The 22,088-nt window shown below is 45.2% G+C and carries 23 protein-coding genes; 10 read left to right on the top strand and 13 right to left on the bottom strand.

Going from position 1 to position 22,088, the window contains the following annotated elements; genetic code table 11:
* Positions 1 to 4: 4 nt before the first annotated feature.
* Genes pgtP through glpA form a run of 4 tightly spaced genes read right to left on the bottom strand, consistent with a single transcriptional unit; the run spans position 5 to position 5,545 of the window.
* Positions 5 to 1,402: a phosphoglycerate transporter protein PgtP gene (gene pgtP / locus KG118_RS10005; protein ID WP_117711590.1), complete on the bottom strand. Its 1,398-nt coding sequence runs from the start codon at positions 1,400 to 1,402 to the stop codon at positions 5 to 7.
* A 24-nt stretch (positions 1,403 to 1,426) separates the two neighbouring features.
* Entirely contained in the window at positions 1,427 to 2,680 is a 1,254-nt protein-coding gene (gene glpC / locus KG118_RS10000; RefSeq protein ID WP_117711699.1) for an anaerobic glycerol-3-phosphate dehydrogenase subunit GlpC, read from the bottom strand.
* Positions 2,681 to 2,684: 4 nt separating this feature from the next.
* Positions 2,685 to 3,929 (bottom strand): glycerol-3-phosphate dehydrogenase subunit GlpB, encoded by a 1,245-nt coding sequence (gene glpB / locus KG118_RS09995; RefSeq protein ID WP_117711591.1) that lies wholly within the window; start codon positions 3,927 to 3,929, stop codon positions 2,685 to 2,687.
* 11 nt (positions 3,930 to 3,940) lie between these two features.
* Positions 3,941 to 5,545 carry an anaerobic glycerol-3-phosphate dehydrogenase subunit A gene (glpA, locus tag KG118_RS09990; RefSeq protein ID WP_117711592.1) on the bottom strand — a complete coding sequence of 535 codons (1,605 nt, stop codon included), beginning with the start codon at positions 5,543 to 5,545 and terminating at the stop codon, positions 3,941 to 3,943.
* Positions 5,546 to 5,871: 326 nt separating this feature from the next.
* On the opposite strand from glpA, the gene KG118_RS09985 reads away from it, so the two are divergent.
* Entirely contained in the window at positions 5,872 to 6,657 is a 786-nt protein-coding gene (locus KG118_RS09985) for a DeoR/GlpR family DNA-binding transcription regulator (protein WP_117711593.1), read from the top strand.
* Positions 6,658 to 6,728: 71 nt separating this feature from the next.
* On the opposite strand, the gene KG118_RS09980 is transcribed toward KG118_RS09985, so the two are convergent.
* The 6 genes from KG118_RS09980 to rpmH form a co-directional block, all read right to left on the bottom strand.
* Positions 6,729 to 7,415, bottom strand: coding sequence for a NigD1/NigD2 family lipoprotein (locus tag KG118_RS09980; protein ID WP_117711700.1), 687 nt, complete (start codon positions 7,413 to 7,415; stop codon positions 6,729 to 6,731).
* A gap of 52 nt (positions 7,416 to 7,467) precedes the next feature.
* Positions 7,468 to 8,607: a 1-acyl-sn-glycerol-3-phosphate acyltransferase gene (locus KG118_RS09975; protein WP_117711594.1), complete on the bottom strand. Its 1,140-nt coding sequence runs from the start codon at positions 8,605 to 8,607 to the stop codon at positions 7,468 to 7,470.
* Positions 8,608 to 8,699: 92 nt separating this feature from the next.
* Positions 8,700 to 9,674: a D-alanine--D-alanine ligase gene (locus KG118_RS09970; RefSeq protein ID WP_117711595.1), complete on the bottom strand. Its 975-nt coding sequence runs from the start codon at positions 9,672 to 9,674 to the stop codon at positions 8,700 to 8,702.
* Complete coding sequence (locus KG118_RS09965) at positions 9,671 to 10,741, bottom strand: RluA family pseudouridine synthase (RefSeq protein WP_117711596.1); 1,071 nt, start codon at positions 10,739 to 10,741, stop codon at positions 9,671 to 9,673. Before KG118_RS09965 ends, KG118_RS09970 begins: the two co-directional genes overlap by 4 nt.
* Before the next feature lie 57 nt (positions 10,742 to 10,798).
* Positions 10,799 to 11,452 (bottom strand): PASTA domain-containing protein, encoded by a 654-nt coding sequence (locus tag KG118_RS09960; RefSeq protein ID WP_117711597.1) that lies wholly within the window; start codon positions 11,450 to 11,452, stop codon positions 10,799 to 10,801.
* Between the two features lie 142 nt (positions 11,453 to 11,594).
* The gene (gene rpmH, locus KG118_RS09955) at positions 11,595 to 11,756 is read right to left on the bottom strand and encodes a 50S ribosomal protein L34 (RefSeq protein WP_004292199.1); all 162 of its coding nucleotides are present in this window, start codon (positions 11,754 to 11,756) and stop codon (positions 11,595 to 11,597) included.
* Positions 11,757 to 11,948: 192 nt separating this feature from the next.
* Between rpmH and efp the strand changes: the two genes are divergently transcribed.
* The 6 genes from efp to KG118_RS09925 all read left to right on the top strand — a co-directional run bounded on the left by efp (position 11,949) and on the right by KG118_RS09925 (position 15,988).
* Positions 11,949 to 12,515 (top strand): elongation factor P, encoded by a 567-nt coding sequence (gene efp, locus KG118_RS09950; RefSeq protein ID WP_117711598.1) that lies wholly within the window; start codon positions 11,949 to 11,951, stop codon positions 12,513 to 12,515.
* A 266-nt stretch (positions 12,516 to 12,781) separates the two neighbouring features.
* Positions 12,782 to 13,771: a glycosyltransferase gene (locus tag KG118_RS09945; protein ID WP_117711599.1), complete on the top strand. Its 990-nt coding sequence runs from the start codon at positions 12,782 to 12,784 to the stop codon at positions 13,769 to 13,771.
* A gap of 31 nt (positions 13,772 to 13,802) precedes the next feature.
* Positions 13,803 to 14,489 carry a RadC family protein gene (gene radC / locus KG118_RS09940; RefSeq protein WP_117711701.1) on the top strand — a complete coding sequence of 229 codons (687 nt, stop codon included), beginning with the start codon at positions 13,803 to 13,805 and terminating at the stop codon, positions 14,487 to 14,489.
* A gap of 75 nt (positions 14,490 to 14,564) precedes the next feature.
* Positions 14,565 to 14,876: a metal-sulfur cluster assembly factor gene (locus tag KG118_RS09935; protein ID WP_117711600.1), complete on the top strand. Its 312-nt coding sequence runs from the start codon at positions 14,565 to 14,567 to the stop codon at positions 14,874 to 14,876.
* Between the two features lie 14 nt (positions 14,877 to 14,890).
* A complete protein-coding gene (locus KG118_RS09930) occupies positions 14,891 to 15,655 on the top strand; it encodes a UDP-2,3-diacylglucosamine diphosphatase (protein ID WP_117711601.1) in 765 nt (254 codons plus the stop codon).
* A gap of 123 nt (positions 15,656 to 15,778) precedes the next feature.
* Complete coding sequence (locus KG118_RS09925; protein ID WP_117711602.1) at positions 15,779 to 15,988, top strand: hypothetical protein; 210 nt, start codon at positions 15,779 to 15,781, stop codon at positions 15,986 to 15,988.
* A 61-nt stretch (positions 15,989 to 16,049) separates the two neighbouring features.
* Here KG118_RS09925 and KG118_RS09920 read toward each other — a convergent pair whose 3' ends face one another.
* From KG118_RS09920 to pta, 3 genes are all read right to left on the bottom strand, one after another.
* Positions 16,050 to 17,450 (bottom strand): alkaline phosphatase, encoded by a 1,401-nt coding sequence (locus tag KG118_RS09920; protein ID WP_117711603.1) that lies wholly within the window; start codon positions 17,448 to 17,450, stop codon positions 16,050 to 16,052.
* A gap of 166 nt (positions 17,451 to 17,616) precedes the next feature.
* Complete coding sequence (locus KG118_RS09915; protein WP_117711604.1) at positions 17,617 to 18,813, bottom strand: acetate kinase; 1,197 nt, start codon at positions 18,811 to 18,813, stop codon at positions 17,617 to 17,619.
* A gap of 18 nt (positions 18,814 to 18,831) precedes the next feature.
* Positions 18,832 to 19,848 carry a phosphate acetyltransferase gene (gene pta / locus KG118_RS09910; protein ID WP_117711605.1) on the bottom strand — a complete coding sequence of 339 codons (1,017 nt, stop codon included), beginning with the start codon at positions 19,846 to 19,848 and terminating at the stop codon, positions 18,832 to 18,834.
* Between the two features lie 230 nt (positions 19,849 to 20,078).
* On the opposite strand from pta, the gene KG118_RS09905 reads away from it, so the two are divergent.
* Genes KG118_RS09905 through KG118_RS09895 form a run of 3 tightly spaced genes read left to right on the top strand, consistent with a single transcriptional unit; the run spans position 20,079 to position 22,074 of the window.
* Positions 20,079 to 20,417, top strand: coding sequence for a CidA/LrgA family protein (locus KG118_RS09905; RefSeq protein WP_009121833.1), 339 nt, complete (start codon positions 20,079 to 20,081; stop codon positions 20,415 to 20,417).
* A complete protein-coding gene (locus tag KG118_RS09900) occupies positions 20,414 to 21,109 on the top strand; it encodes an LrgB family protein (RefSeq protein WP_117711606.1) in 696 nt (231 codons plus the stop codon). Before KG118_RS09905 ends, KG118_RS09900 begins: the two co-directional genes overlap by 4 nt.
* A gap of 50 nt (positions 21,110 to 21,159) precedes the next feature.
* On the top strand, positions 21,160 to 22,074 hold the full coding sequence (locus KG118_RS09895; RefSeq protein WP_117711607.1) for a DUF2156 domain-containing protein: 915 nt from the start codon (positions 21,160 to 21,162) through the stop codon (positions 22,072 to 22,074).
* Positions 22,075 to 22,088: the final 14 nt, after the last annotated feature.

Below are 22,088 nucleotides of genomic sequence, written 5' to 3'. Positions count from 1 at the left end.
AAGATTATTTTTTATTTCTTTCTGCAAGTAATGCCTTTTCGTCTTTATAAGTGAAAGACATCAGCAAGATGGACAAGGCGCACGCTATAAGCAACAGTATGAAAGTCCAGTCCCAACCTGCCATCTCAGCTACATAACCGAGAACCACGTTGGCAAGGATAGCTGTTCCGAAGAAATATCCGAAGAAACCGGTAAGTCCGGCAGCCGTACCTGCGGCATTCTTGGGAGCAAGGTCAAGCGCTTGGACACCAATCAGCATTACCGGTCCATAAATAAAGAAACCGATAGCTATCAGAGACAAGGTTACAACAACATAATTATCGGAATATTGCCAATAGAGGAAAATGAACAGTGCAACAATAGCCATAAAGATGATAGTGGTCATTGCACGTCCGCCCTTAAAAACTTTATCACTGAGCCAGCCGCAAACCAATGTTCCGGGTATTGCCGCAAACTCATAAGCAAAGTATGCCCAACCGGCTTGCTTGATGTCATATCCCTGCGCTTCCTTCAGGAAAGTAGGAGCCCAGTCCAGACATCCGTAACGTACCATGTACACAAATGCGTTGGCAATAGCGATGTACCAAAGCATCTTATTATTGAACACATGCTTAAAGAAAATTTCTTTTGCCGTAAGCACTTCTTCCTGCTTTTCACTATAATTCTTAGGATAGTCATTACGGTATTTCTCAATAGTGGGAAGACCGCAGGATTGTGGAGTATCGCGAATCAGGCAATATGCCACCAATGCCACAAGGATAGCCACTGCTGCCGGAAACACATACGTACCGATAAGGAAGTAACGGGATGCATCAGCGCCATAGAACCAAGAACCGAACCACAGTGCACCATAAACAGCCATCGGACCTACCAATGCACCGCCCACATTATGGGCACAGTTCCAGATGGACATCATTGTGCCGCGCTCGGTCACAGAGAACCAGTGGGTCATGACACGTCCGCAAGGAGGCCAACCCATACCGTTAAACCAACCCACAAGGAAGTTCAGGGCAGCCATTACGATGATAGCCAATGATTTCTGTTCCGGACCGAAGAACTGTACCGGCACAATCATAAACATCATGGAAACAGCAGCCAAAACTAAACCCAATGGAAGGAACACGCGTGCATTACTACGGTCGGACACACTTCCCATTAAGAACTTGGACAGAGCATAAGCCACAGCGTTCATAGAAAGGACGATACTTAACTCTCCTTTTTCAAAGCCAAACTGGGCAAGCTCCGGAATAGCCATTGAGAAGTTCTTACGCACGATATAAAAACCTGCGTAACCGATAAAGATACCTAAGAAAACTTGCCAACGATAACTCTTATACGTAGAGTCAATCTTCTCTGCCGGCAGTTCCTGCCTATGGGCAGGTGGTGCTAAAAAATTCCACATAGTACTAAGATTTTAAGAGTAATATTATTTGTTACTATTTAACTTCCCGGTTGCCTCCAAGTCCAACGCTTCTGCAAGTACCGATATAGGATGTTTTACCTTTGCCGAAGTGGACATTTCAATCTGCCATTTACAAGTTTCGCAATCTGTAGCGACAAAGTCGGCCGCCACTTCTTCAATCTGACGGAACAATGAAGCGCCTATTCCCTGTGATGTTTCGTAATTTTCCTTTTTAAAACCGTACGTACCTGCAATTCCGCAACATTGAGAGTTAAGTACGGTGAGATTCACGTTAGGAATACTGCGCAACAAAGCGATGGAATAATATGCCCAACCCAGCTTCTCCATATGACAAGGTGTGTGATAGGCTATCTTCATCTTCACATCGTCACGGAACTTCAGTTTCACATTTCCCTCTTCAAGCAAACGGAATATGAAACGGGTAGCCAATTCTATACTGTCACGTACATCCGCATTATCAATCCCAAGCAGATGAGGATATTCATCACGCATGGTAAAGATACAAGTAGACGAGGCTCCGATAACCGGACGCTTGTCCGCAAAAATCGACTTACGGACAGAGCGAAGGTTTTCTTCAGCCTGTTTGCGCGCTTGGTTTATCAAGCCGTTAGAAATCAAAGCCACTCCGCAGCACTTCTCTTTTTCAAGCAAATGTACCCCGTAGCCTATCGCATTAAGTACGCTCACCATATCCTTACCCAACTGAGGGAAGTTATAATTGATGTAACAGCCATGGAAGAAACTTACATGCTTCTTGTAGTTCTCCTGCGAAGCCATTGCATTCTTTTTGAACCAACTCTCAAACGTTTGGGAAGAATATTTCGGAAAAACACGATGGTGATCTATTTTCAGCACTCCGTCCATTACCATTTTCACCGGTTTCAAAGACAGCGTAGTGTTCACTACAGGAGCCAAAGCAGATGCCATAGTACCTACAAAATCCGTATTGGCAAGCATAATATCACGCAATGCCGGTTTCTTCTTGCTATATTTGATACGTGCCAGTTGGATAATGTCACCAATCTTCACATTCGACGGACAAGCCACCTCACAACGTTTGCAATTCAAACAATACTTCAGCGCCTCATCAAAGTATTCACCTCTTTTCAGACGAAGGCGTTCCTCGTCCGGACCTGCCTGTTTAGGACCGGGATATTTAGGATTCACCGGAATAACCGGACAATATACTGTACAAACCGTACACTTGATACATTGCTCAAAATTATTCTCGCTTATATTATTCTGCTGCATATTCATGACATCATCCATTTATTAAGTTATCCGCTACATATAATGCCGTAAGCATAGAAATACCTGCGCCACAACCTTCATGTATTGTATTGGAACCGCTTAGAACCGATCCAACAGCATACAGATTCTGTTGTATTTCACTCTTAATCTTCACCTGCAACTTGTCATTGGTAGCTACACCGAATGTCATATAGTTCTGTTTATTGAAGAAAGATTTGTCATACCAACCGTCACGCCCGGGAGTAAAATCAACATCACTGCCGAAAACCGGCTCAACAACACTGTCCTGTTGCGCCACCAAACCATTGCTGAAATAGCTGCCCGAAGCGAGGATAAAGTTTTCCGCCACAAAAGAAATATCTCCATGATTGACAGAGTACACAGCCTGCACTTTGTTATCTTTGAAGTCGGCTTTCACCACTGTATCACCCAACATATAGACACCTCCCAATTCTTCAAAAGAACGGCGGAGCTGTTGCTGCGCACGGATGCCGGGAACAGACGGCGGCATCGTAGGAATCAGCCATACCGGAATATCCAACGCCCCCTTCAACTTCCTTACCGGTTCTGCAGACGACAATCCGAACACAGCCGGCAAAACAACGATATCGAAACCGGATATTTGCCCGGTCAGTTCCTTAATCAGGGCCTCAAGAGTCTTTTCGTTATCCAATACTCTGGCAATATTAGTAGAGCGCATCTCCGTCGGACTAATCCGCAACCTTTCCAGTTCAGGGAGGTTGACAGAAGAAATCCGGCACTCGGCGCCATACTTCTCAAAGCTGTCGGCCACAAATTTTGTATTGAAATCAAGGAATCCCGCCATATTGACTATCAGGATTTTCTTGCCGACCATGTCACTTGCCGATGAAAGCGGTGTAAAATCAGAGAAGGTAAGCCAAGTAGGCTTCAACGTACCCATCGGGGTTATGCGCAGATGGTTATGTGCAGCATCACCATTCACTTCAATAGCACAATCCGCGAACAATTGTTTTGCTTCACCTGCGTAATAAGCGAACTTACTGCCTAACTTTGCATAAGGATGGTTCATGTTGATCTTTTCAACAGCAGCCACAGGATTATCCACCTTTGTCCCGTCGGAAAGTTCATTAAGCAAATCGAATGAACCGGAAGAAAAATGCAATGCACTTTGTCCGGTGGAAACGATAGCGCATTTCATACCGTTCTTCTGCAAACGGATTCCGCACGTCAAACCGGCAAGTCCCCCACCTATTATTAAAGTATCAAATTTCATCTCTATTCATTTTATTCCATTCCACAAACTCCACTATATATCCACTGGGTATATTCGCTTTCGCGCAATGCCTCACCCCATGCCACGGGATACAGTCCCTTCCAGCGTTCATTCAGGAACGAAGCCAAATCAGCCTTTGCCTTTTGCGAACAGTTATGCGCCTCACCAAGTAATCCTGCCGCACGGCAAGCACAGAGTTCTCCCTGGCATGTACCCATACCTACACGCGTACGGCGTCGCAAGTCTATCAGATTATGCACATCCAGCTCATTCACCGCATAGTTCACTTCGCCCACCGTCACATCTTCACACTCACACACCAAGCTGTTGTCATACTTGCTTTCCGATGCAATCTTGGCAGCCATCTCACCATGACGTCCTACCGAAGACCGCTTGGGATGCTCCGTCACCACTTGCTTGCCATTGCCCTGTCCCTCTTCCAGACGCGAACCGGGAAGAGGCTCGTTCATTGTAGTACAAGGTTTGTCTATACCAAGTTTCTTGCACGCCAAATCTGTAGCCCATTCCGCCATCAACCGGTAAGTCATTAACTTTCCACCGGTGATAGTAACAAAACCCGCCACACCATCACGCACCTCATGGTCCAGCAACACGATACCCCGGCTAATATTACGGCCGGAAGGGTCGTTATCTGCCGCCACCAGCGGACGAACGCCGGCATATGCACGCAAGATACGGGTTGTAGCCAGAGCGGGAGCCAACTTCTCACCTTCCGACAACAACAAATCAACCTCTTCCGATGTAACCCGTACATCATCCACTTCATCAAAGCCCACACGGCTTGACGTTGTTCCAATCAGACAGATTGTATCTCCGGGAACAAGAATATCCGCATTGGCAGGCTTGCGACAACGGTTAAGCACAACATTGTTGATTCGATGCCCAAAAATCAACAATGAGCCTTTTGCTGGGAACATATCCACCCTTACGCCTGCTTTTGCAGCAATGCCATGTCCCCAAATACCTCCCGCATTAATAGTCAGAGGTGCGTAATAATTATGTTCAGTTTTTGTTTTATGATCGAATACAGTAACTCCAACAACATTTCCCTGATCTTGAATCAGCGCCGTCACCTCATGGTAAACCAGCACTTTCGCTCCATGAGCCTTAGCATCAATAACATTAGCCAGAGTCAGCCTGAAAGGGTCTATCGAACCGTCAGGGACTTTCACCGCACCTGTTATTAAAGGATTTACAGAAGGTTCTATCAACCTTGCTTCCGCCGGGTCAATCACTTCTGCATTGATGCCCGCAGCTCGGCACGATTCTACAAATAAGTTTTGATACGAAAGGTCATCTTCCGGAAGGGAAATAAACAAGCCACCGTTTTCTTCTACGCAATGGCGCGCTATCTTTCGAAGAATCATATTCTCTTTGATACATTCGGCAGCCGATTCTCTATCAGTCACCGCATAACGGGCTCCGCTATGAAGCAATCCATGGTTTCGTCCGGTGGCGCCGGCAGCAAAATCAAAACGTTCTACAAGTAAAACACGCATACCACGCAAAGAACAATCCCTTGCTGTACCTGCTCCGGTCGCACCTCCACCAACAATAATGATGTCAAATTCGTTAATTCCGTCATTAAGTACCATGTTTCTATAATATTAGTTAACGCCGTTAGTTTTAAAATGTATATCAAGTAACATCTACACTTTCTTACCAAAACAGCTTAGGTTTCATTTCGCAACAAATATAAGTTCTATTTTTATAATAGCGAAACATTTTCCTTGTTTTTTCACTGAAAAGCAGAAAAAAAATTGTAAACGGGAAGTTTTGCATGGAAAAAGCCCTTAGAATGCTTACGTTTCACAAGGGAATGCTTTCGGCAGATTGTTTTACCATTTCTTAGCATTTAGAGTTTTTCTATGCTATTTTTTTCAAGTATATTAGCGCATTAAATACAATTTCCAAGCTTATTATGACAAAAGAAGAGAGACAGTCCATCATCTTAGAGTTACTGATGCAACACAATTCTATGTTAGTAACAGATTTAGCTACGCATCTCAACGTTTCGTCAGTTACGATACGAAAGGATTTAACCGATCTCGAAAGAGAAAAGAAACTGTATCGTAATCACGGCAAAGCAATCTTGATAGATCCCTATATCGACAATCGGAATGTCAGCGAGAAAGAGAAGCTATATGTCGAAGAAAAACGCATCATAGGGATGAAAGCCGCCAGCCTCATCACCCCTAAAGATTCTATATTAATAGCATCGGGCACTACTATGCACGCATTGGCTCGCTGCATAGTTCCGGTAGATGAGCTAACGGTTATCACCGCCTCCATGGAAGTCTCTAATATTCTGGCGTGCGAGAAAAACATATATATCATTCAGCTTGGAGGAGTGTTGCGGCACAGCAGTCTCTCTGTGGTAGGGAAATACGCAGAAAACATTCTGGCGGACTTTTCATGCAGCAAGTTATTCATTGGCGTAGACGGTATTGACCTTGATTTCGGCATCACCACCACCAACATGATGGAAGCGAGCCTCAACCGCGTTATGATGCAGACGGCGCAAAAAACAATCGTACTGGCGGACTCTTCCAAATTCGGACGGCGCGGTTTCAGCAAAATTGCCGATATGGAAGACATCGACCATATTATCACCGACTCCCGGATACCTCCTTCCACAGCTTTACGTATCGAAGAAATGGGTATCGAACTTACCATTGCCGATGCAGTCCATCACAACAATATCTAAGCAAAAAAGAACAGGTGCCATAAGATTTTTATGACACCTGTTTTGCATATTATATATTATAATGTATAAAATCAATCCTCCTCCACATGAAGTCCCGTTGTATCCAAAATATAAGTTTTAAAACAGTCGGAGTAAGTATAAATCCTAAAACAGACATCCACACCCCGCACACCTTCAGTCATATATTGTTTTAAAGGAACAGACAAATAAGCGCGTTTACCATAATCCAGTACGGTACCGGTCACATCGTGATACAAAGTCAGCCGCACTTTGGCACGCCCGCTACCTTCATCCACAGACACCCCCTCCTCCACAAAGTGAAACAGATGCTTTCCTTGTTGCTTCACCTTCACAATAACATTCAGAAAATCATGCCCCAACCAAATACTTTGCATTTCCGAAGGTTCTGTTTTCACACCCTCCTTAAATTCATCGGCAGCCAGAGGAACCGGAGATATTGTCTGTAATAAAGCATACAATTTTACATCCGCAACTTCGTTGTCAGTCACCATCGTTTCATAATTGGCTACCACTCGGATGGCAGTATCCGCATTCACCTGCTGCAAGCCCGACAGATTCTCAACAATCCGGAAAGCCTCGCCCCCATCAGCCAAAGCCGACTCCAGCCGCCCTTCCGCATTGGAAAACACAGTCAGAAAATCCTGCTTCACGGAAGGATAATGATAGTCATCGTCACCGCAAGACGACAACAGGCAAGACATAACGACTACAAACAGTCCACGGCAGTACTTCTTCATACTCACTTGCTCCACACAATTATGATTCCTCACTACTGCAAACCGGCAAAGTCTATTTGGTTGCAGCCAGATAGTTTGTCAACGGATTGGCGTACATCAGCAACAACTTCTCGCGCAAGAAATCCACGTCCTTGTTAGGAATGGCAACACGCTCCAGCTGACCGTCAATATAACTCGTAAAACGTTTCTTGTCCTCTGCCGTATAGTGCTCTACAAACTCTTCCTCATTGTATAACAGGTCATGAGCCACATAGTTATTGGCAAAAATACGATAGTTGGCATGAATACGCTTGTCAATCAAAGCGGATATAGCTACGAACAACTCAGGTTTAGGCAATGTCCTATCTAATTCGCCCAAATCTTCATTAATACAAGATGCCATACGGAAGCATACACGGCCTTTATATCCCAAAAGTCCGGTCTGCATATTCAGCAGGTCATCATCCGTAGTTTTCTTAAAGTCAGGTATATCACGTTTCAACTGGAACTCCTGCGCTTTCAGATAGTCGCAAGGGTCATACTCGTACGAAATGGAAAGCGGAACGATATTCAATTCCTGAAGATTGCTAATGATATCTCCGTCTCCACCCATTGCCAGCATCTTCAGAACGCTGTCCTGCGTAATGTCATTGGAGTCTTTGGCGCGTCCCTCACGTTGGGCAATCCAAATGGATTGCTTCTTTTCCGCAATGGTGTAATGCATATAGCGCGACATACGAATGGACGACTCCAACATCTGGCGCATGGTAAGCGCACGCTGTACGGTGAAACATTTATTGATACGGACCAATTTCTTAATCCAAGGGTAAATCAACAGATTGTCACCGATAGCGATTTCCACAGTATCCAGCCCCTGTTCCACCAGAAGAACAGACAAGAAACCGGAGTCGAGAATAATATCCCTGTGATTGGAAACATAGGTATAGGCAGACTGTTTGTTCAACACAGCCATACTTTCCAGTATCAGTCCGTCTGTAGTATCTTTGGCCAATTTATGCAAGATGCCGTAGCAAAGGTTTTCCTGGAACTCCTGCTTGGTCTTGCTTGCACGCATCTTCTGCGCGATAGCCTCAAAAGGAACACCCGGCATAACGGCGCAAGCCACTTGTTGGAATGCCGGGTCAGCAATTAATTCCTCAAAAATCTGAGGTAGTTCTTCGTCATGATAAGGGCGGATTTCTTCAAATTCCATGATATGCAATTTTAAATTTTAAACAATAAGCATTTGGTTTCAAGACTAATAAACGGGCATCTAATAGTCGGTTGATACCTAATAGTTAATATCTAAAATTGGTTTTCTATTATATCTGTCATTACATCTTTAATATCCAAGTTCGCTGCGCGTACCTGCTGCGGAATGAAACTGGTAGCAGTCATACCCGGCGTGGTATTTACCTCCAGCAGATTTATCTTCTCTCCTTCGGTGATGATATAATCCACGCGGATAATTCCGGAGGCACCGAGGATGTCATAAATGGCGGAAGTAAGTTTTTGCACACGATCACGCACTCCGTCGGAGATACGCGCCGGGGTTATTTCATCCGACTCGCCGTCATACTTGGCTTTATAGTCAAAATATTCATTATGCGACACAACTTCCGTAATAGGAAATACCACTGACTTTTCTTTGGTTTTATAACATCCGCAGGTAATTTCCGTACCTTCCATGAAAGCCTCCACCAGTACTTCCCGGGCTTCTTCAAATGCTTTCATAATGGCAGGTTGTATCTGTTCCTTCGTCTTGACCTTTGTCACACCGAAACTGGAACCGCCCAGGCTGGGCTTGATAAAGCAGGGCAAGCCAATCTTTTCAATCACATCTTCATTGGAAACAGACTGTCCTTGGCGAAGCAACAGAGAATCGGCAATACGCACACCGAATGTTTTCAGATATTGGTTGCAGGCGAACTTATCATAAGTCAGCGCAGCCGCAAGTACTCCGCAACAGGAATAAGGAATATGGAGCATATCGAAATATCCCTGCAAACGTCCGTCCTCCCCCGGAGTTCCGTGAATGGTGATATATGCGAAGTCAAACACCACCTTCCCGCCATTCAGCCTGAAACTGAAATCATTACGGTCCACCGGAGCTTTCGTTCCGTCAGGAAGCTGCACGTGCCAATCCAGTCCATGCATCTCTACAATATATAATGTGTATCTCTCCTTGTCGATGAAGGAGTAGATTCCTTGTGCACTGCGCAGGGAAACCTCAAACTCAGAAGTATCACCTCCGCATACAATAGCAATTGTGCGTTTCATTCTAAATCTCTATTACTAATATAGCCTCTCCACCTGTCAATCAGCCGACTCATATCGTCCGGTAGCTCCGAGGTGAAGTACATCTCTTTTCCGGTGACGGGATGTACGAACCCCAGCGTCATGGCGTGCAGCGCCTGCCGCGGACAAGTATCAAAGCAATTGTTTACAAACTGTTTGTATTTGGTAAAATGAGTTCCTTTCAGAATCTCATGGCCTCCATAGCGCTCATCATTAAAGAGGATATGCCCGATGTGCTTCATGTGCACACGGATTTGGTGGGTACGGCCCGTTTCGAGAACACATTCCACAAGCGTCACATAACCCAGACGTTCCAGTACCCGATAATGAGTAACGGCATACTTGCCCTGGTCATCGGGAAGAACGGTCATTTGCATACGGTCTTTAGGATTACGGCCCACGTTACCGACAATTGTACCTTCGTCTTGTTCTACATTTCCCCAGACGAGGGCGCGGTAACGGCGTTTGGTAGTCTTATTGAAAAATTGAAGACCGAGATTGGTCTTGGCGTCCGGCGTCTTGGCAATCACCAGCAAGCCGGATGTATCTTTGTCGATACGGTGCACAAGCCCCACATGAGGGTCGTTGGCATCATAATCGGGAATATCTTTCATATGCCAGGCGATGGCATTGACAAGCGTGCCGTGATAGTTCCCGTGTCCGGGGTGCACCACCAGCCCTGCCGGTTTGTTGACAACCATCAGGTACTTGTCTTCATACACGATATCAAGGGGAATATCTTCGGGGATAACCTCATTTTCATAGCGGGGGCGGTCCATCATGACCGTTATCACATCCAGAGGCTTCACTTTGTAGCTGCTTTTGACCGGCTTGTCATTGGCCATTACAAATCCGGCATCGGCAGCTTTCTGTATACGGTTACGCGAGGCATTGGTCAGACGATCAAACAGATATTTGTCCACACGCATCATTTCCTGCCCTTTGTCCACCACCACGCGGAAGTGTTCATAAAGCTGCGACTCATCACCAACGGGTTCTATATCGTCCAGTACATCATTCTCTATGTCGTCCGGTAACTCTTCGATCATCGTTTGTCCTTTTTAATAATTAAAGACACCTTCATTCCCGTACACCTACACTCCATATCAAAACCAAGACTCATCAGCCGCAGAATTTTCGGAACTGACAGGCTCCTGAGTCTCCGTTCCTTCATTCACTGACAAAGAATCGCCTTCCAGCAGTTCTTTGCTGCCATTACCCGCCATCAAGGTCAGCGTTGCGCCCATAGGTACTTTTTCACCGATGGCAAGCATACGTCCCTGATACTTCACGCCGTACACCCAGTCCTTTTCACCCGCCACATATTCAATATCATTCAATTTAAAGCCGGAAGCCAAGATACGCGCTTCCGCCTGACGCAGCGAACTGTTATCCGCCACATCGGGAACTACTTGCAAAGGTATATTAATGGCATTGATTGTCAGATAAATGATACGGCCTTCCTTCACTTTTTGTCCGGCAGCCGGGTTATAGTCCAAGATACAGCCCGCGGGTTTGTCTTTGACATACGCAGAATCGGAAACGACACAGGCAAGTCCCCTGTTTCCAAACACCGTTCCGGCCTCGCCCACGGTCATGCCTTTCACATCAGGTACTACCACAGCTTCGCCGTGGTGAGTATATATATCTATTCCTTTTAATGTTCCGAACAGCAACAACGCCACCACAACAATCATTGCCATGATGTTTATCCAAAAGTATTTGTTCTGCCGAAAAGAAAAAAATTCCTTTATAGTCATAATCACTACAATTTGGGGACAAAGATAATGTAATTTAGGCGCATTGCAATGATGTTTTCTTGAAAGTTTCACAAAAGAAAAGCCGCAAAACACTGTCACCAGTACTTTGCGGCTTTCTTTTTTCTATTAATCAAGGAATGACTTATGCTTTCACTCCGTTGTATTCGTCAGAAACAGTCAGTTTCTTTCTGCCTTTGGCACGACGTGCGGCTAATACTCTACGACCATTAGCTGTAGCCATTCTCTCACGGAATCCGTGTTTGTTTTTTCTCTTTCTGTTAGAAGGTTGAAATGTTCTTTTCATTACTGTATCTTGTTTTATGTTATTATTCTACGTAATCGGGCTGCAAAAATAGAGACTTTTTCTAAAATAACCAAGAGATAACTCATTTTATCTCAAAACTTTTTGTGTTTTTTACCGATTTCCATTACTTTTGCACTCGCAAATCAAGGGAAACATCTTAATAACATAATAATAATAAAGACTATAAAGATTATGATTAATGCCCAAGACATTAAAATCGGAACTTGCATCCGCATGGACGGCAAGCTGTATTTCTGCATTGACTTCCTGCATGTAAAACCGGGAAAAGGTAATACTTTCATGCGTACCAAGCTGAAAGATGTAGTCAACGGCTATGTTCTTGAACGTCGCTTCAACATCGGTGAAAAACTGGAAGACGTACGCGTAGAACGTCGTCCTCACCAATACCTCTATCACGATGGTGACAACTACCAGTTTATGAACCAGGAAACTTTCGACCAAATTCCTATCGCACACGACTTGATTAACGGCGTGGACTTCCTGTTGGAAGGAATGGTTGTGGACGTAGTATCCGACGCTTCTACCGAAACAGTTCTGTACGCTGACGTACCTGTGAAAGTTCAACAGAAGATTACGTACACCGAACCGGGACTGAAAGGCGATACAGCTACCAACACACTGAAGCCTGCAACTGTGGAATCGGGCGCAACCGTACGTGTACCGTTATTCATCAATGAAGGCGAGACTATCGAAATCGACACTCGTGACGGTTCTTACGTAGGCCGCGTAAAAGCATAAGAAAGTTATTCTTCAAAACATACGGAAAGGGTATCAAAGTTGTTTGATACCCTTTTTTTATTCCCATACGCTCCTCCTTTTTTCTCTTCACTATGAAAGAATTACCGGTTGTACAACCGGAGCACGACCAGTTGTACAACTCATACACGACCGGTTGTACAACCGGTAAGTTTTTCGTAGCAACCGAAACAGAAATATCCCGAATTAAAGCCATATTGCATAAATAGCTGTATCTTTGTCATAGGAAACGAACTAAAAGAACAGATATGCGATACTCCGTTATCATCCCCGTGTACAACCGTCCCGACGAAGTGTACGAGCTTTTACAGAGCCTCACCCGGCAGAGCTTCAAGGACTTTGAAGTCATCGTTGTAGAAGACGGTTCCTCAGTTCCCTGCAAAGACATCACCGACAAGTACCGGAACAGTCTGGACATACATTATTATACAAAGCCCAACTCCGGACCGGGGCAGACACGCAACTACGGTGCCGAACGCAGCCGGGGGGAATACCTCATCATACTGGACTCCGACTGCATTCTTCCCGAAAGCTATTTTGCGGCAGTGGAAGAGGAGTTGCAAAAAACTCCTGCCGACGCCTTTGGCGGACCGGACCGGGCACACGCATCTTTCACCGACATACAGAAAGCCATCAACTACTCCATGACTTCCTTCTTCACCACCGGCGGCATCCGTGGCGGAAAAAAGAAAATGGACAAATTCTACCCGCGGAGCTTCAATATGGGAGTACGCCGCGAAGCGTATGAAGCGCTCGGCGGATTCTCACGGATGCGTTTTGGGGAGGACATTGATTTCAGCATCCGCATCTTCAAAGACGGATATAGATGCAGGCTGTTTCCCGAGGCATGGGTATATCACAAGCGGCGGACGGACCTGAAGAAATTCTTCAAGCAAGTACACAACTCCGGCATCGCCCGCATCAACCTCTACAAGAAATATCCCGAATCCTTGAAGATAGTGCATCTGCTGCCTGCCGTATTCACAGTAGGAGTAGCTATGCTATTGGCAGGCGCACCTTTCTGCCCGTACAGCCTGCTTCCCATTGCGCTGTATGCACTGCTCGTCTGCACGGACTCTGCCATTCAGAACAAAAGCCTGCGTATCGGCATCTTTTCCATTGCCGCATCCTTCATCCAGCTTATCGGATACGGAACAGGTTTCTGGCGTGCTTGGTGGAACCGCTGCATACTTGGCAAAGATGAGTTCGAGGCTTTCAAGAAGAACTTTTATAAGTGATCAGGAGTTGGCGGGACAAACAAAAGAAAAAATGGAGAAATTGACTATCAATCAGTGGGCAGCAGAAGACCGCCCGCGGGAGAAAATGATGCTGAAAGGCGCAGAAGCCCTAAGCGACGCGGAACTGCTGGCAATACTGATAGGCTCCGGAAACACGGAAGAGAGTGCCGTGACACTGATGCAACGGACACTTGCCTGCTGCAACAACGACCTGAACCAGTTGGGTAAATGGGAAGTGCGTGACTTTTCCCGTTTCAAAGGCCTCGGACCTGCCAAAAGCATCGCCATCATGGCTGCCCTCGAACTGGGGAAACGCAGAAAGCGGCAAGAGTATCCGGAACGTATCGTCGTACGCTCGTCCAACGACATATATGAAATTTTCCATCCGCTACTGTGCGACCTCACCATAGAAGAATTCTGGGTGCTCCTCCTCAACCAAGCCTCCCGCGTCATAGACAAAGTACGCATCAGCCGGGGCGGCATCGACCAAACCAGCGCCGACGTAAGAAGCATCCTGCGCGAAGCGTTGCTGCAACGCGCCACACAGATTGCACTGATACACAACCACCCCTCCGGAAACCCGCACCCCAGTACGAACGACCGCCAACTGACGCAACTCATACAGAAAGGCGCACTGACCATGAACATCCGCCTGATTGACCATGTTATAATCACGGACGGCAAATATTATAGTTTTAATGATGAAGGCATACTGTAATGTAGTACACACATTCTTTGTAGTTTCAATTAAAATCTTTAGATTTGCTTCGCTAAACCAACAAACCTTACGTATATGACCAAATTTGAAATAGAAGAGAAAATAGTTGCCATGCTGAAAACCGTATTCGATCCGGAAATTCCGGTAAACGTGTACGATTTGGGACTAATCTACAAGATAGATGTTTCTGACAACGGCGAGGCCACAATCGATATGACCCTGACAGCTCCCAACTGCCCTGCCGCAGACTTCATTATGGAAGATGTCCGCCAGAAAATAGAATCGATAGACGGAGTAAGTTCCGCCATCATCAATCTGGTATTCGAGCCCGAATGGGACAAGGATATGATGAGTGAAGAAGCCAAACTGGAACTGGGATTTCTTTAAACAATCAACCGGTTATGAAGAACGTATATTTCCTATCAGACGCACATCTGGGCTCACGTGCCATTGAACATGGACGGACGCAAGAACGACGGTTAGTCAACTTTCTGGACAGTATCAAACATAAGGCATCCGCCGTATATTTACTGGGAGATATGTTCGACTTCTGGTACGAGTTCCGTACGGTTGTGCCCAAGGGCTACACCCGTTTTCTCGGCAAGCTGTCCGAACTGACGGACATAGGCGTGGAAGTACACTTCTTCACCGGCAACCACGACATTTGGTGCGGAGACTACCTGACTAAAGAATGCGGAGTCATCATCCACCGCAAACCTCTCACTACGGAAATCTACGGCAAAGAGTTCTACCTTGCCCATGGTGACGGACTGGGCGACCCGGACAAGAAATTCAAGCTACTACGTACCATGTTTCACAGCCGTACGCTCCAAACCCTGTTTTCCGCCCTTCATCCCCGCTGGAGCGTAGAACTCGGACTGACGTGGGCCAAACACAGCCGCCTGAAGAGGATAGACGGGAAAGAACCCGACTACATGGGCGAAAATAATGAACATCTGGTGCTGTACACCAAAAACTACCTGAAAAGCCACCCGAATATAAATTTCTTCATCTACGGACACCGGCACATCGAACTGGATTTGATGTTGAGCACCACTGCCCGCGTCCTTATCCTCGGAGACTGGATAAATTACTTCTCATATGCCGTATTTGACGGCGAAAACCTGTTTTTGGAAGAGTTCATCGAGGGAGAAACCAAGCTATAAACCATTTAGCACAACTTTCAAGAATCGTTTATTCTTATAAATGATTACGAAAAAGGACGAAAAGCCGGAACTTTTTGCCCGAAATCTTGTAGTATCATCATAACCATTAAAAACAGCATTATTATGGATGATATGATTTACAGAAACGATTCTATTGCCGAAGAGAATATAGACCCGAACGGCCGCCCGGCAAAAAACGAGTTTGAAGAATGGAGTGAAGATGTGTCCGAACGGACAAGTATCGGCTACAAAGATAAAAAGGTAAAATCCGCCAAAGAACGGAAAAAACTTATTGAAGAGATGGATGAAATCATCAAAAAAGAGATAAAGTGAAAAGAGATGTGTCAAAACAAAATAGCGTTTACTATTTTGTTTTGACACATCTCTTTTCACTTTATTTATATCCGGCAGCTTTCGCTATGCGTTTCGGAATTTCGGTATTGTCCATCTTTCCGACAAATAGATTGGAGCCTGCACCTATTGCAAAAACAGGGACATATCCGGCAGTGTGGCTATAGCCGGTCCACCCCACCATCGCTATCTGGCTCATCACCTTTCTGGCAGCGGCAGCCAAAGGTTCGGTCTTGGAATAAAGACTCTCTTCGAATACCACCTTATTTTTCACGAAAGACGTTTCATATTCATCACGAAGCAACTTTTCCTGTTCCCAAGTTAAAGGCAATTCTTTCCAGAAGCCCATCTTATTGGCAAGCAAATCCTTGATTTCGTCCCAAGAAGTTTTACCGGGCTTTTCTTTCCGTAAGTCAGTAATCGCTTTGGAAAGAAGATCTTGGGATTGCTCCTGATGCAGTAGAGCTTTTAAGAACATTTCATATTTTCCGGTTCCCAAACTCATTCCACCGGTCTCGTGGTCGGCCGTTACAACAATCAAAGTTTCTTTCGGATGCTCTTTGTAGAATTCATAAGCAACCTTAACCGCATTGTCCATATCAATAACTTCTTCGAAAACAGTAGCCGGGTCATTGCTGTGACATGCCCAGTCTATCTTGCCACCTTCCACCATAAGGAAAAAGCCTTTGTTATTGTCTTTCGTCAAAAAAGAAATGGCACTCTCCGTTATCTCCGGCAGGGTCAAGTCTCCCTCTTTATGGTCTATGGCATAGGGCAGAACAGGAGATTCGGCATTTTCTTTCTGAATAAGCACCATTTTCTTAGCACCTGCTAATTTAGCCTTATATTCATCCACCCCCCTGGCAATGGTATAACCTGCTCTTTCTATAATCGGAAAAATACTCGGAGCCTCCTTTTTATCTGCTGTTGTAGTGGGCTTCAGGAAGCCGCCACCCGCATAAAAGTCAAAGCCGGATTTCGGAAGATCGAGCGCAATCTCATAGTACATACTACGATTCGGCTGATGTGCATAAAATGCCGCCGGAGTAGCATGGTCTACACTGACACTGGTAGCCACACCTACTTTCTTACCGGCTTTCTTCGCCTTTTCAGCAACGGTCTGAAGAACGTTTTTATCATCATCCATACCGATAGCACCATTATATGTCTTTACACCGGTGGCAAGAGCTGTGCCGGCTGCTGAAGAATCGGTCACTGAATTGGTGGCGGAAAATGTGGTAGCCATAGTACCAACCGGGAATGTGGTAAATAAAAGCGGCTCTACTCCGATACGCCCCTCATGTTCCGCCAGATACATCTCTGTCCCGTTCACTTGATTCACACCCATTCCATCACCAATGAAATAGAATACATACTTTGCCCGCTGGGCATAGGATGTACCTGCCAGCAATACAAAAAGTAATACATACATCAATCGCTTCATAAATCTATACTATTTAAATTATCATATTATCAGTACTTTCTCTCAACGAACAAGCAAAGATAAGAATTTTAAGTCATTCGCATATGACGATGTTATTAAAAAGAAAATGCCGGAAACAGCTTCAACTGTCTCCGGCATTTTTATTAAAACTCTTGTAACAATATTGTTATTTCTTCAAGATAGCCATTGTATCCGAAGCAATCATCAACTCCTCATCGGTCGGGATTACTACCACCTTCACTTTAGAGTCTTCCGTAGAGATTACAGTTTCTTCGCCACGAATATTGTTCTTCTCCAAGTCAATCTTGATACCCATAAATTCGAGACCTTCGCATACTTCGCTACGACAGTTGCATTGATTTTCGCCAACACCGCCTGTAAATACGATGATGTCCACGCCACCCAAAGCGGCAGCATAAGCACCTACATACTTCTTGATGCGGTAGAAATACATCTTCTCTGCAAGAATAGCTTTCGGATTGCCCGCTGCTACGGCATTTTCCAAATCGCGCATATCACTTGACTCACCGAAGATACCCATAACACCGCTTTTCTTGTTCAGCAGATTGGACACTCCGTTTGCATCCAGATGTTCCTTATCCATGATAAAAGTAACGGCTCCGGCATCAATGTCACCGCTGCGAGTACCCATCATCAAACCTTCCAGCGGAGTCAAACCCATACTGGTATCTATACATTTGCCATCCTTAATGGCTGAGATAGAACCGCCGTTACCGATGTGGCAAGTGATGATTTTCTTTCCTTCCGGCTGCACTCCCAAGAATTCGCACACACGCTTTGATACATAGCGGTGAGAAGTTCCGTGGAAACCATAACGACGAACGCCATATTTCTCATACAGTTCGTAAGGAACGGCATACATATATGCGTAATCAGGCATTGTCTGGTGGAAAGCAGTATCGAACACACCAATCTGCGGAACATTAGGCAGAATAGCCGAAACGGCATTCACACCCTTTAAGTTGGCAGGATTATGAAGCGGAGCCAAGTCATTGCAAGCGGTAAATGCATCCAGCACTTCCTGAGTCAGCAATACAGATTCGCTGAACTTCTCACCACCGTGCACCATACGGTGACCTACTGCATTGATTTCATCCAAAGACTTGATGGCGCCATATTCGGGGCTAATCAACGTATTCAGAATAAACTCTACACCCACTGTGTGTTCCGGTATGTCTTTTTCAAGAATCTTCTTCTCGCCATTAGGCAAAGTCAGTTTCAAGAAAGAGCCTTTCAGACCGATTTTTTCAATACCACCTTGAGCGATAACCTCTTTGTGATCCATATCAAACAATTTGTATTTGATGGACGAGCTACCGCAGTTCAATACTAAGACTTTCATATTATATCAGATTTAAAGTTATTTAGCGTGTTTAGCGGCAATAGCCTGATTGGCAGTAATTGCAATCATACGATAAACATCCTCGATGGAGCAACCGCGTGACAAGTCATTTACAGGACGGGCGATACCTTGCAGAATCGGACCGACAGCATCGGCATGTCCCAAACGTTGTACCAGTTTATACGAAATATTACCTACTTCAAGGCTCGGAACAACCAGTACATTTGCGTTGCCTGCAATGGCTGAACCCGGAGCTTTGCTGGCACCAACTTCGGGAACCAACGCAGCATCAGCCTGCAATTCACCGTCGATAGCAATGTCAGGAGCCATTTCTTTAGCAATCTTCAAAGCGTCTACTACTTTATCCACCACTTCATGTTTTGCAGAACCCTTTGTAGAGAAGCTCAACAAAGCCACTTTCGGGTCAAGACCTGCAACAGCCTTAGCGGTACGTGCAGTACAAACAGCTATTTGCGCCAACTGAGAAGCATCGGGAACCGGAGTAACGGCAACGTCACCCATCACCAAAATACCATTCTTACCATATTCGGGAGCGTGTGTCAACAAAAGCATCGCACCGGAAACACAAGTAATGCCGGGAGCAGTCTTGATAATCTGCAAAGCCGGACGAAGCACATCGCCGGTAGTATTGCGAGCACCTGCCAACTGGCCGTCCGCATCACCGTTCTTGATAATCAAACAGCCTAAATAAAGCGGATTGGTTGCCAACTTGCGAGCTTCTTCAATAGTCATGCCTTTCTTCTTACGCAGTTCGAACAGCAACTGTGCATATTCTTCCTGCTTCGGGTTGTTCTCCGGATCAATAATAGTAGCCTTGGAAATATTGCCAAGTCCCCACTCTGTTGCGCAAGCGTTAATTTCAGTTGGATTACCCAACAGAATCAGGTCTGCAATACCATCTGTCAAAATTTGATTGGCAGCTTTCAATGTGCGTTCTTCCGTACCTTCAGGAAGGACAATGCGTTGGCGATCGGCTTTCGCACGCTCTAAAATTTCATTAATTAATCTTTGCATGATATTTTAATTGTGTATAAGAATCGGTAGTTCGTGTTATTCACGCCGCAAAAGTACACAATTTTGCAATATACACATTGCAATTTCGAGCCTTTTTCTACACCAAACGAGAATTATTATAATATTTAACACTAACAGATGATTTGCAAGAGAGTTCCTCATTTCAAATAGCTAACTTTGCAGCGTTTTCGAATATTCAATAGGTAGATATTATTTAATAATCAGGTATTATGATCCGTCAATGCGCCATCCTTTTCGGATGTTTAGCTTTGGGTGAATTGATTGTATTCTTAACGGGTATCAAACTTCCATCCAGCATCATCGGTATGCTGCTGCTCACCCTTTTCCTTAAGTTAGGTTGGATAAAACTGCACTGGGTGCAAGGTATGTCCGACTTTTTGGTTGCCAATCTGGGATTCTTTTTTATCCCGCCCGGTGTGGCGCTTATGCTTTATTTCGACATTATCGCCGCCGAATTCTGGCCTATTGTTATCGCCTCATTAGTCAGTACCCTGTTAGTACTTGTAGTTACCGGCTGGGTTCACCAATTAACACGTAAAATCAAATGAACTTTTTAGAAAATGAATTCTTCCTGTTGGCTATCACTTTCGGGATATTCTTCTTAGCCAAAATTCTTCAAAAGAAAACAGGAATCATGCTGCTGAACCCCATCCTGCTGACCATTGCCATACTCATCATCTTCCTGAAAATTACAAATATCAGCTATGAAACCTATAACAAAGGCGGGCATCTGATTGAGTTCTGGCTAAAGCCCGCAGTAGTTGCACTGGGGGTTCCCTTGTACCTGCAATTGGAAACCATCAAAAAACAACTGCTGCCTATCTTGCTCTCACAGTTGGCAGGATGTATTGTAGGGGTTATCTCCGTAGTCCTGATAGCAAAGCTAATGGGGGCTTCCGATGAGATTATTTACTCACTGGCTCCAAAATCCGTCACTACCCCGATAGCCATGGAAGTAACGAAATCGATAGGTGGTATTCCCGCACTAACAGCCGCCGTAGTGGTTTGCGTAGGACTGCTGGGCGGAATACTCGGCTTTAAGACAATGAAACTTACCCACATAGGAAGCCCTATGGCACAAGGGCTATCTTTGGGAGCGGCCGCACACGCAGTCGGAACATCAGCTGCAATGGACGTCAGCAGCAAATACGGTGCGTTCGCCAGTCTCGGACTAACACTTAATGGAATTTTTACGGCCCTGTTAACTCCAACTATTTTGCGATTATTAGGGTTGCTCTAACAAAATCTTCTTATTTTTGTTATTATATTCTCAACCAATAGAAATTATTTATGATTCCATTTAAAGATATCGAACTAAAAGACAAAGATGTTATTACCTCTTTCACGCTGAACAGTCCGCGCCGGAATTGCGATCTTTCATTCTCCAACTTATGCAGTTGGCGGTTCTTATACAACACAAAGTTTGCCATTATGGACGGATTCCTGTTATTGAAATTCTGGGCAGACGGAGAACTTGTATATATGATGCCTATCGGCAACGGTGATTTAAACAAGGTACTGGATGCGCTGATAGAAGATGCCAACCGTGAAGGAGAGCCTTTTTGCCTGTTAGGTATCTGTGCCGGAATGTGTTCCGAACTGGAAACTTTTATGCCCGGCAGATTTCAGTTCACGGCAGATCGGGACTATGCCGATTATGTGTATCTGCGCTCTGACCTCGCAACCCTGTCCGGCAAGAAGTTCCAAGCAAAGCGAAACCATATCAATAAATTCAAGAAGACTTATAATTACGAGTATACTCCCATTACAGCCGACCGCATTCAGGAATGCCTCGATTTGGAAGCGGAATGGTGCAAAGTCAACAACTGCGACCAGCATGAAGGCACAGGCAACGAACGCCGCGCATTGATATATGCCCTGCATAATTTTGATGCGTTGGGACTGACGGGAGGCATTCTTCATGTGGAAGGCAAAATTGCGGCTTTTACGTTCGGTATGCCTATCAACCAGGACACCTTCGGAGTACACGTAGAAAAGGCCGACACCGGTATAGACGGCGCTTATGCCATGATTAATTATGAATTTGCCAACCATATCCCGGAACAATACATCTACATCAACCGGGAAGAGGACTTGGGTATTGAGGGACTGCGAAAAGCCAAACTCTCCTACCAACCCGCCATTATCTTGGAAAAATACATTGCCTGCTTAAAGGAACATCCGGTGGAAGCCATTAAGTGGTAAGGTTATGATAAGGA

It is taken from the genome of Bacteroides propionicigenes (assembly GCF_018390535.1).
In the GTDB taxonomy this organism is placed as follows: Bacteria; Bacteroidota; Bacteroidia; order Bacteroidales; family Bacteroidaceae; genus Bacteroides; species Bacteroides propionicigenes.
The sequence above is the reverse complement of the archived record's forward strand: the minus strand, read 5'-3'. Positions and strand labels throughout refer to the sequence as shown.

Bases quoted from the DNA above. Each gene is read 5' to 3' on its own strand.
- KG118_RS09970 (WP_117711595.1), bottom strand. From the start codon at position 9,674: ATGAAACGCACAATTGCTATTGTATGCGGAGGTGATACTTCTGAGTTT.
- pgtP (WP_117711590.1), bottom strand. From the start codon at position 1,402: ATGTGGAATTTTTTAGCACCACCTGCCCATAGGCAGGAACTGCCGGCA.
- KG118_RS09920 (WP_117711603.1), bottom strand. From the start codon at position 17,450: ATGAAGCGATTGATGTATGTATTACTTTTTGTATTGCTGGCAGGTACA.
- KG118_RS09895 (WP_117711607.1), top strand. From the start codon at position 21,160: ATGATTCCATTTAAAGATATCGAACTAAAAGACAAAGATGTTATTACC.
- radC (WP_117711701.1), top strand. From the start codon at position 13,803: ATGGAGAAATTGACTATCAATCAGTGGGCAGCAGAAGACCGCCCGCGG.
- glpA (WP_117711592.1), bottom strand. From the start codon at position 5,545: ATGGTACTTAATGACGGAATTAACGAATTTGACATCATTATTGTTGGT.
- pta (WP_117711605.1), bottom strand. From the start codon at position 19,848: ATGCAAAGATTAATTAATGAAATTTTAGAGCGTGCGAAAGCCGATCGC.
- KG118_RS09900 (WP_117711606.1), top strand. From the start codon at position 20,414: ATGAACTTTTTAGAAAATGAATTCTTCCTGTTGGCTATCACTTTCGGG.
- KG118_RS09925 (WP_117711602.1), top strand. From the start codon at position 15,779: ATGGATGATATGATTTACAGAAACGATTCTATTGCCGAAGAGAATATA.
- KG118_RS09960 (WP_117711597.1), bottom strand. From the start codon at position 11,452: ATGACTATAAAGGAATTTTTTTCTTTTCGGCAGAACAAATACTTTTGG.
- KG118_RS09980 (WP_117711700.1), bottom strand. From the start codon at position 7,415: ATGAAGAAGTACTGCCGTGGACTGTTTGTAGTCGTTATGTCTTGCCTG.
- KG118_RS09985 (WP_117711593.1), top strand. From the start codon at position 5,872: ATGACAAAAGAAGAGAGACAGTCCATCATCTTAGAGTTACTGATGCAA.
- KG118_RS09915 (WP_117711604.1), bottom strand. From the start codon at position 18,813: ATGAAAGTCTTAGTATTGAACTGCGGTAGCTCGTCCATCAAATACAAA.
- KG118_RS09965 (WP_117711596.1), bottom strand. From the start codon at position 10,741: ATGATCGAAGAGTTACCGGACGACATAGAGAATGATGTACTGGACGAT.
- glpC (WP_117711699.1), bottom strand. From the start codon at position 2,680: ATGAATATGCAGCAGAATAATATAAGCGAGAATAATTTTGAGCAATGT.
- rpmH (WP_004292199.1), bottom strand. From the start codon at position 11,756: ATGAAAAGAACATTTCAACCTTCTAACAGAAAGAGAAAAAACAAACAC.
- KG118_RS09945 (WP_117711599.1), top strand. From the start codon at position 12,782: ATGCGATACTCCGTTATCATCCCCGTGTACAACCGTCCCGACGAAGTG.
- glpB (WP_117711591.1), bottom strand. From the start codon at position 3,929: ATGAAATTTGATACTTTAATAATAGGTGGGGGACTTGCCGGTTTGACG.
- KG118_RS09905 (WP_009121833.1), top strand. From the start codon at position 20,079: ATGATCCGTCAATGCGCCATCCTTTTCGGATGTTTAGCTTTGGGTGAA.
- KG118_RS09975 (WP_117711594.1), bottom strand. From the start codon at position 8,607: ATGGAATTTGAAGAAATCCGCCCTTATCATGACGAAGAACTACCTCAG.
- KG118_RS09930 (WP_117711601.1), top strand. From the start codon at position 14,891: ATGAAGAACGTATATTTCCTATCAGACGCACATCTGGGCTCACGTGCC.
- efp (WP_117711598.1), top strand. From the start codon at position 11,949: ATGATTAATGCCCAAGACATTAAAATCGGAACTTGCATCCGCATGGAC.
- KG118_RS09935 (WP_117711600.1), top strand. From the start codon at position 14,565: ATGACCAAATTTGAAATAGAAGAGAAAATAGTTGCCATGCTGAAAACC.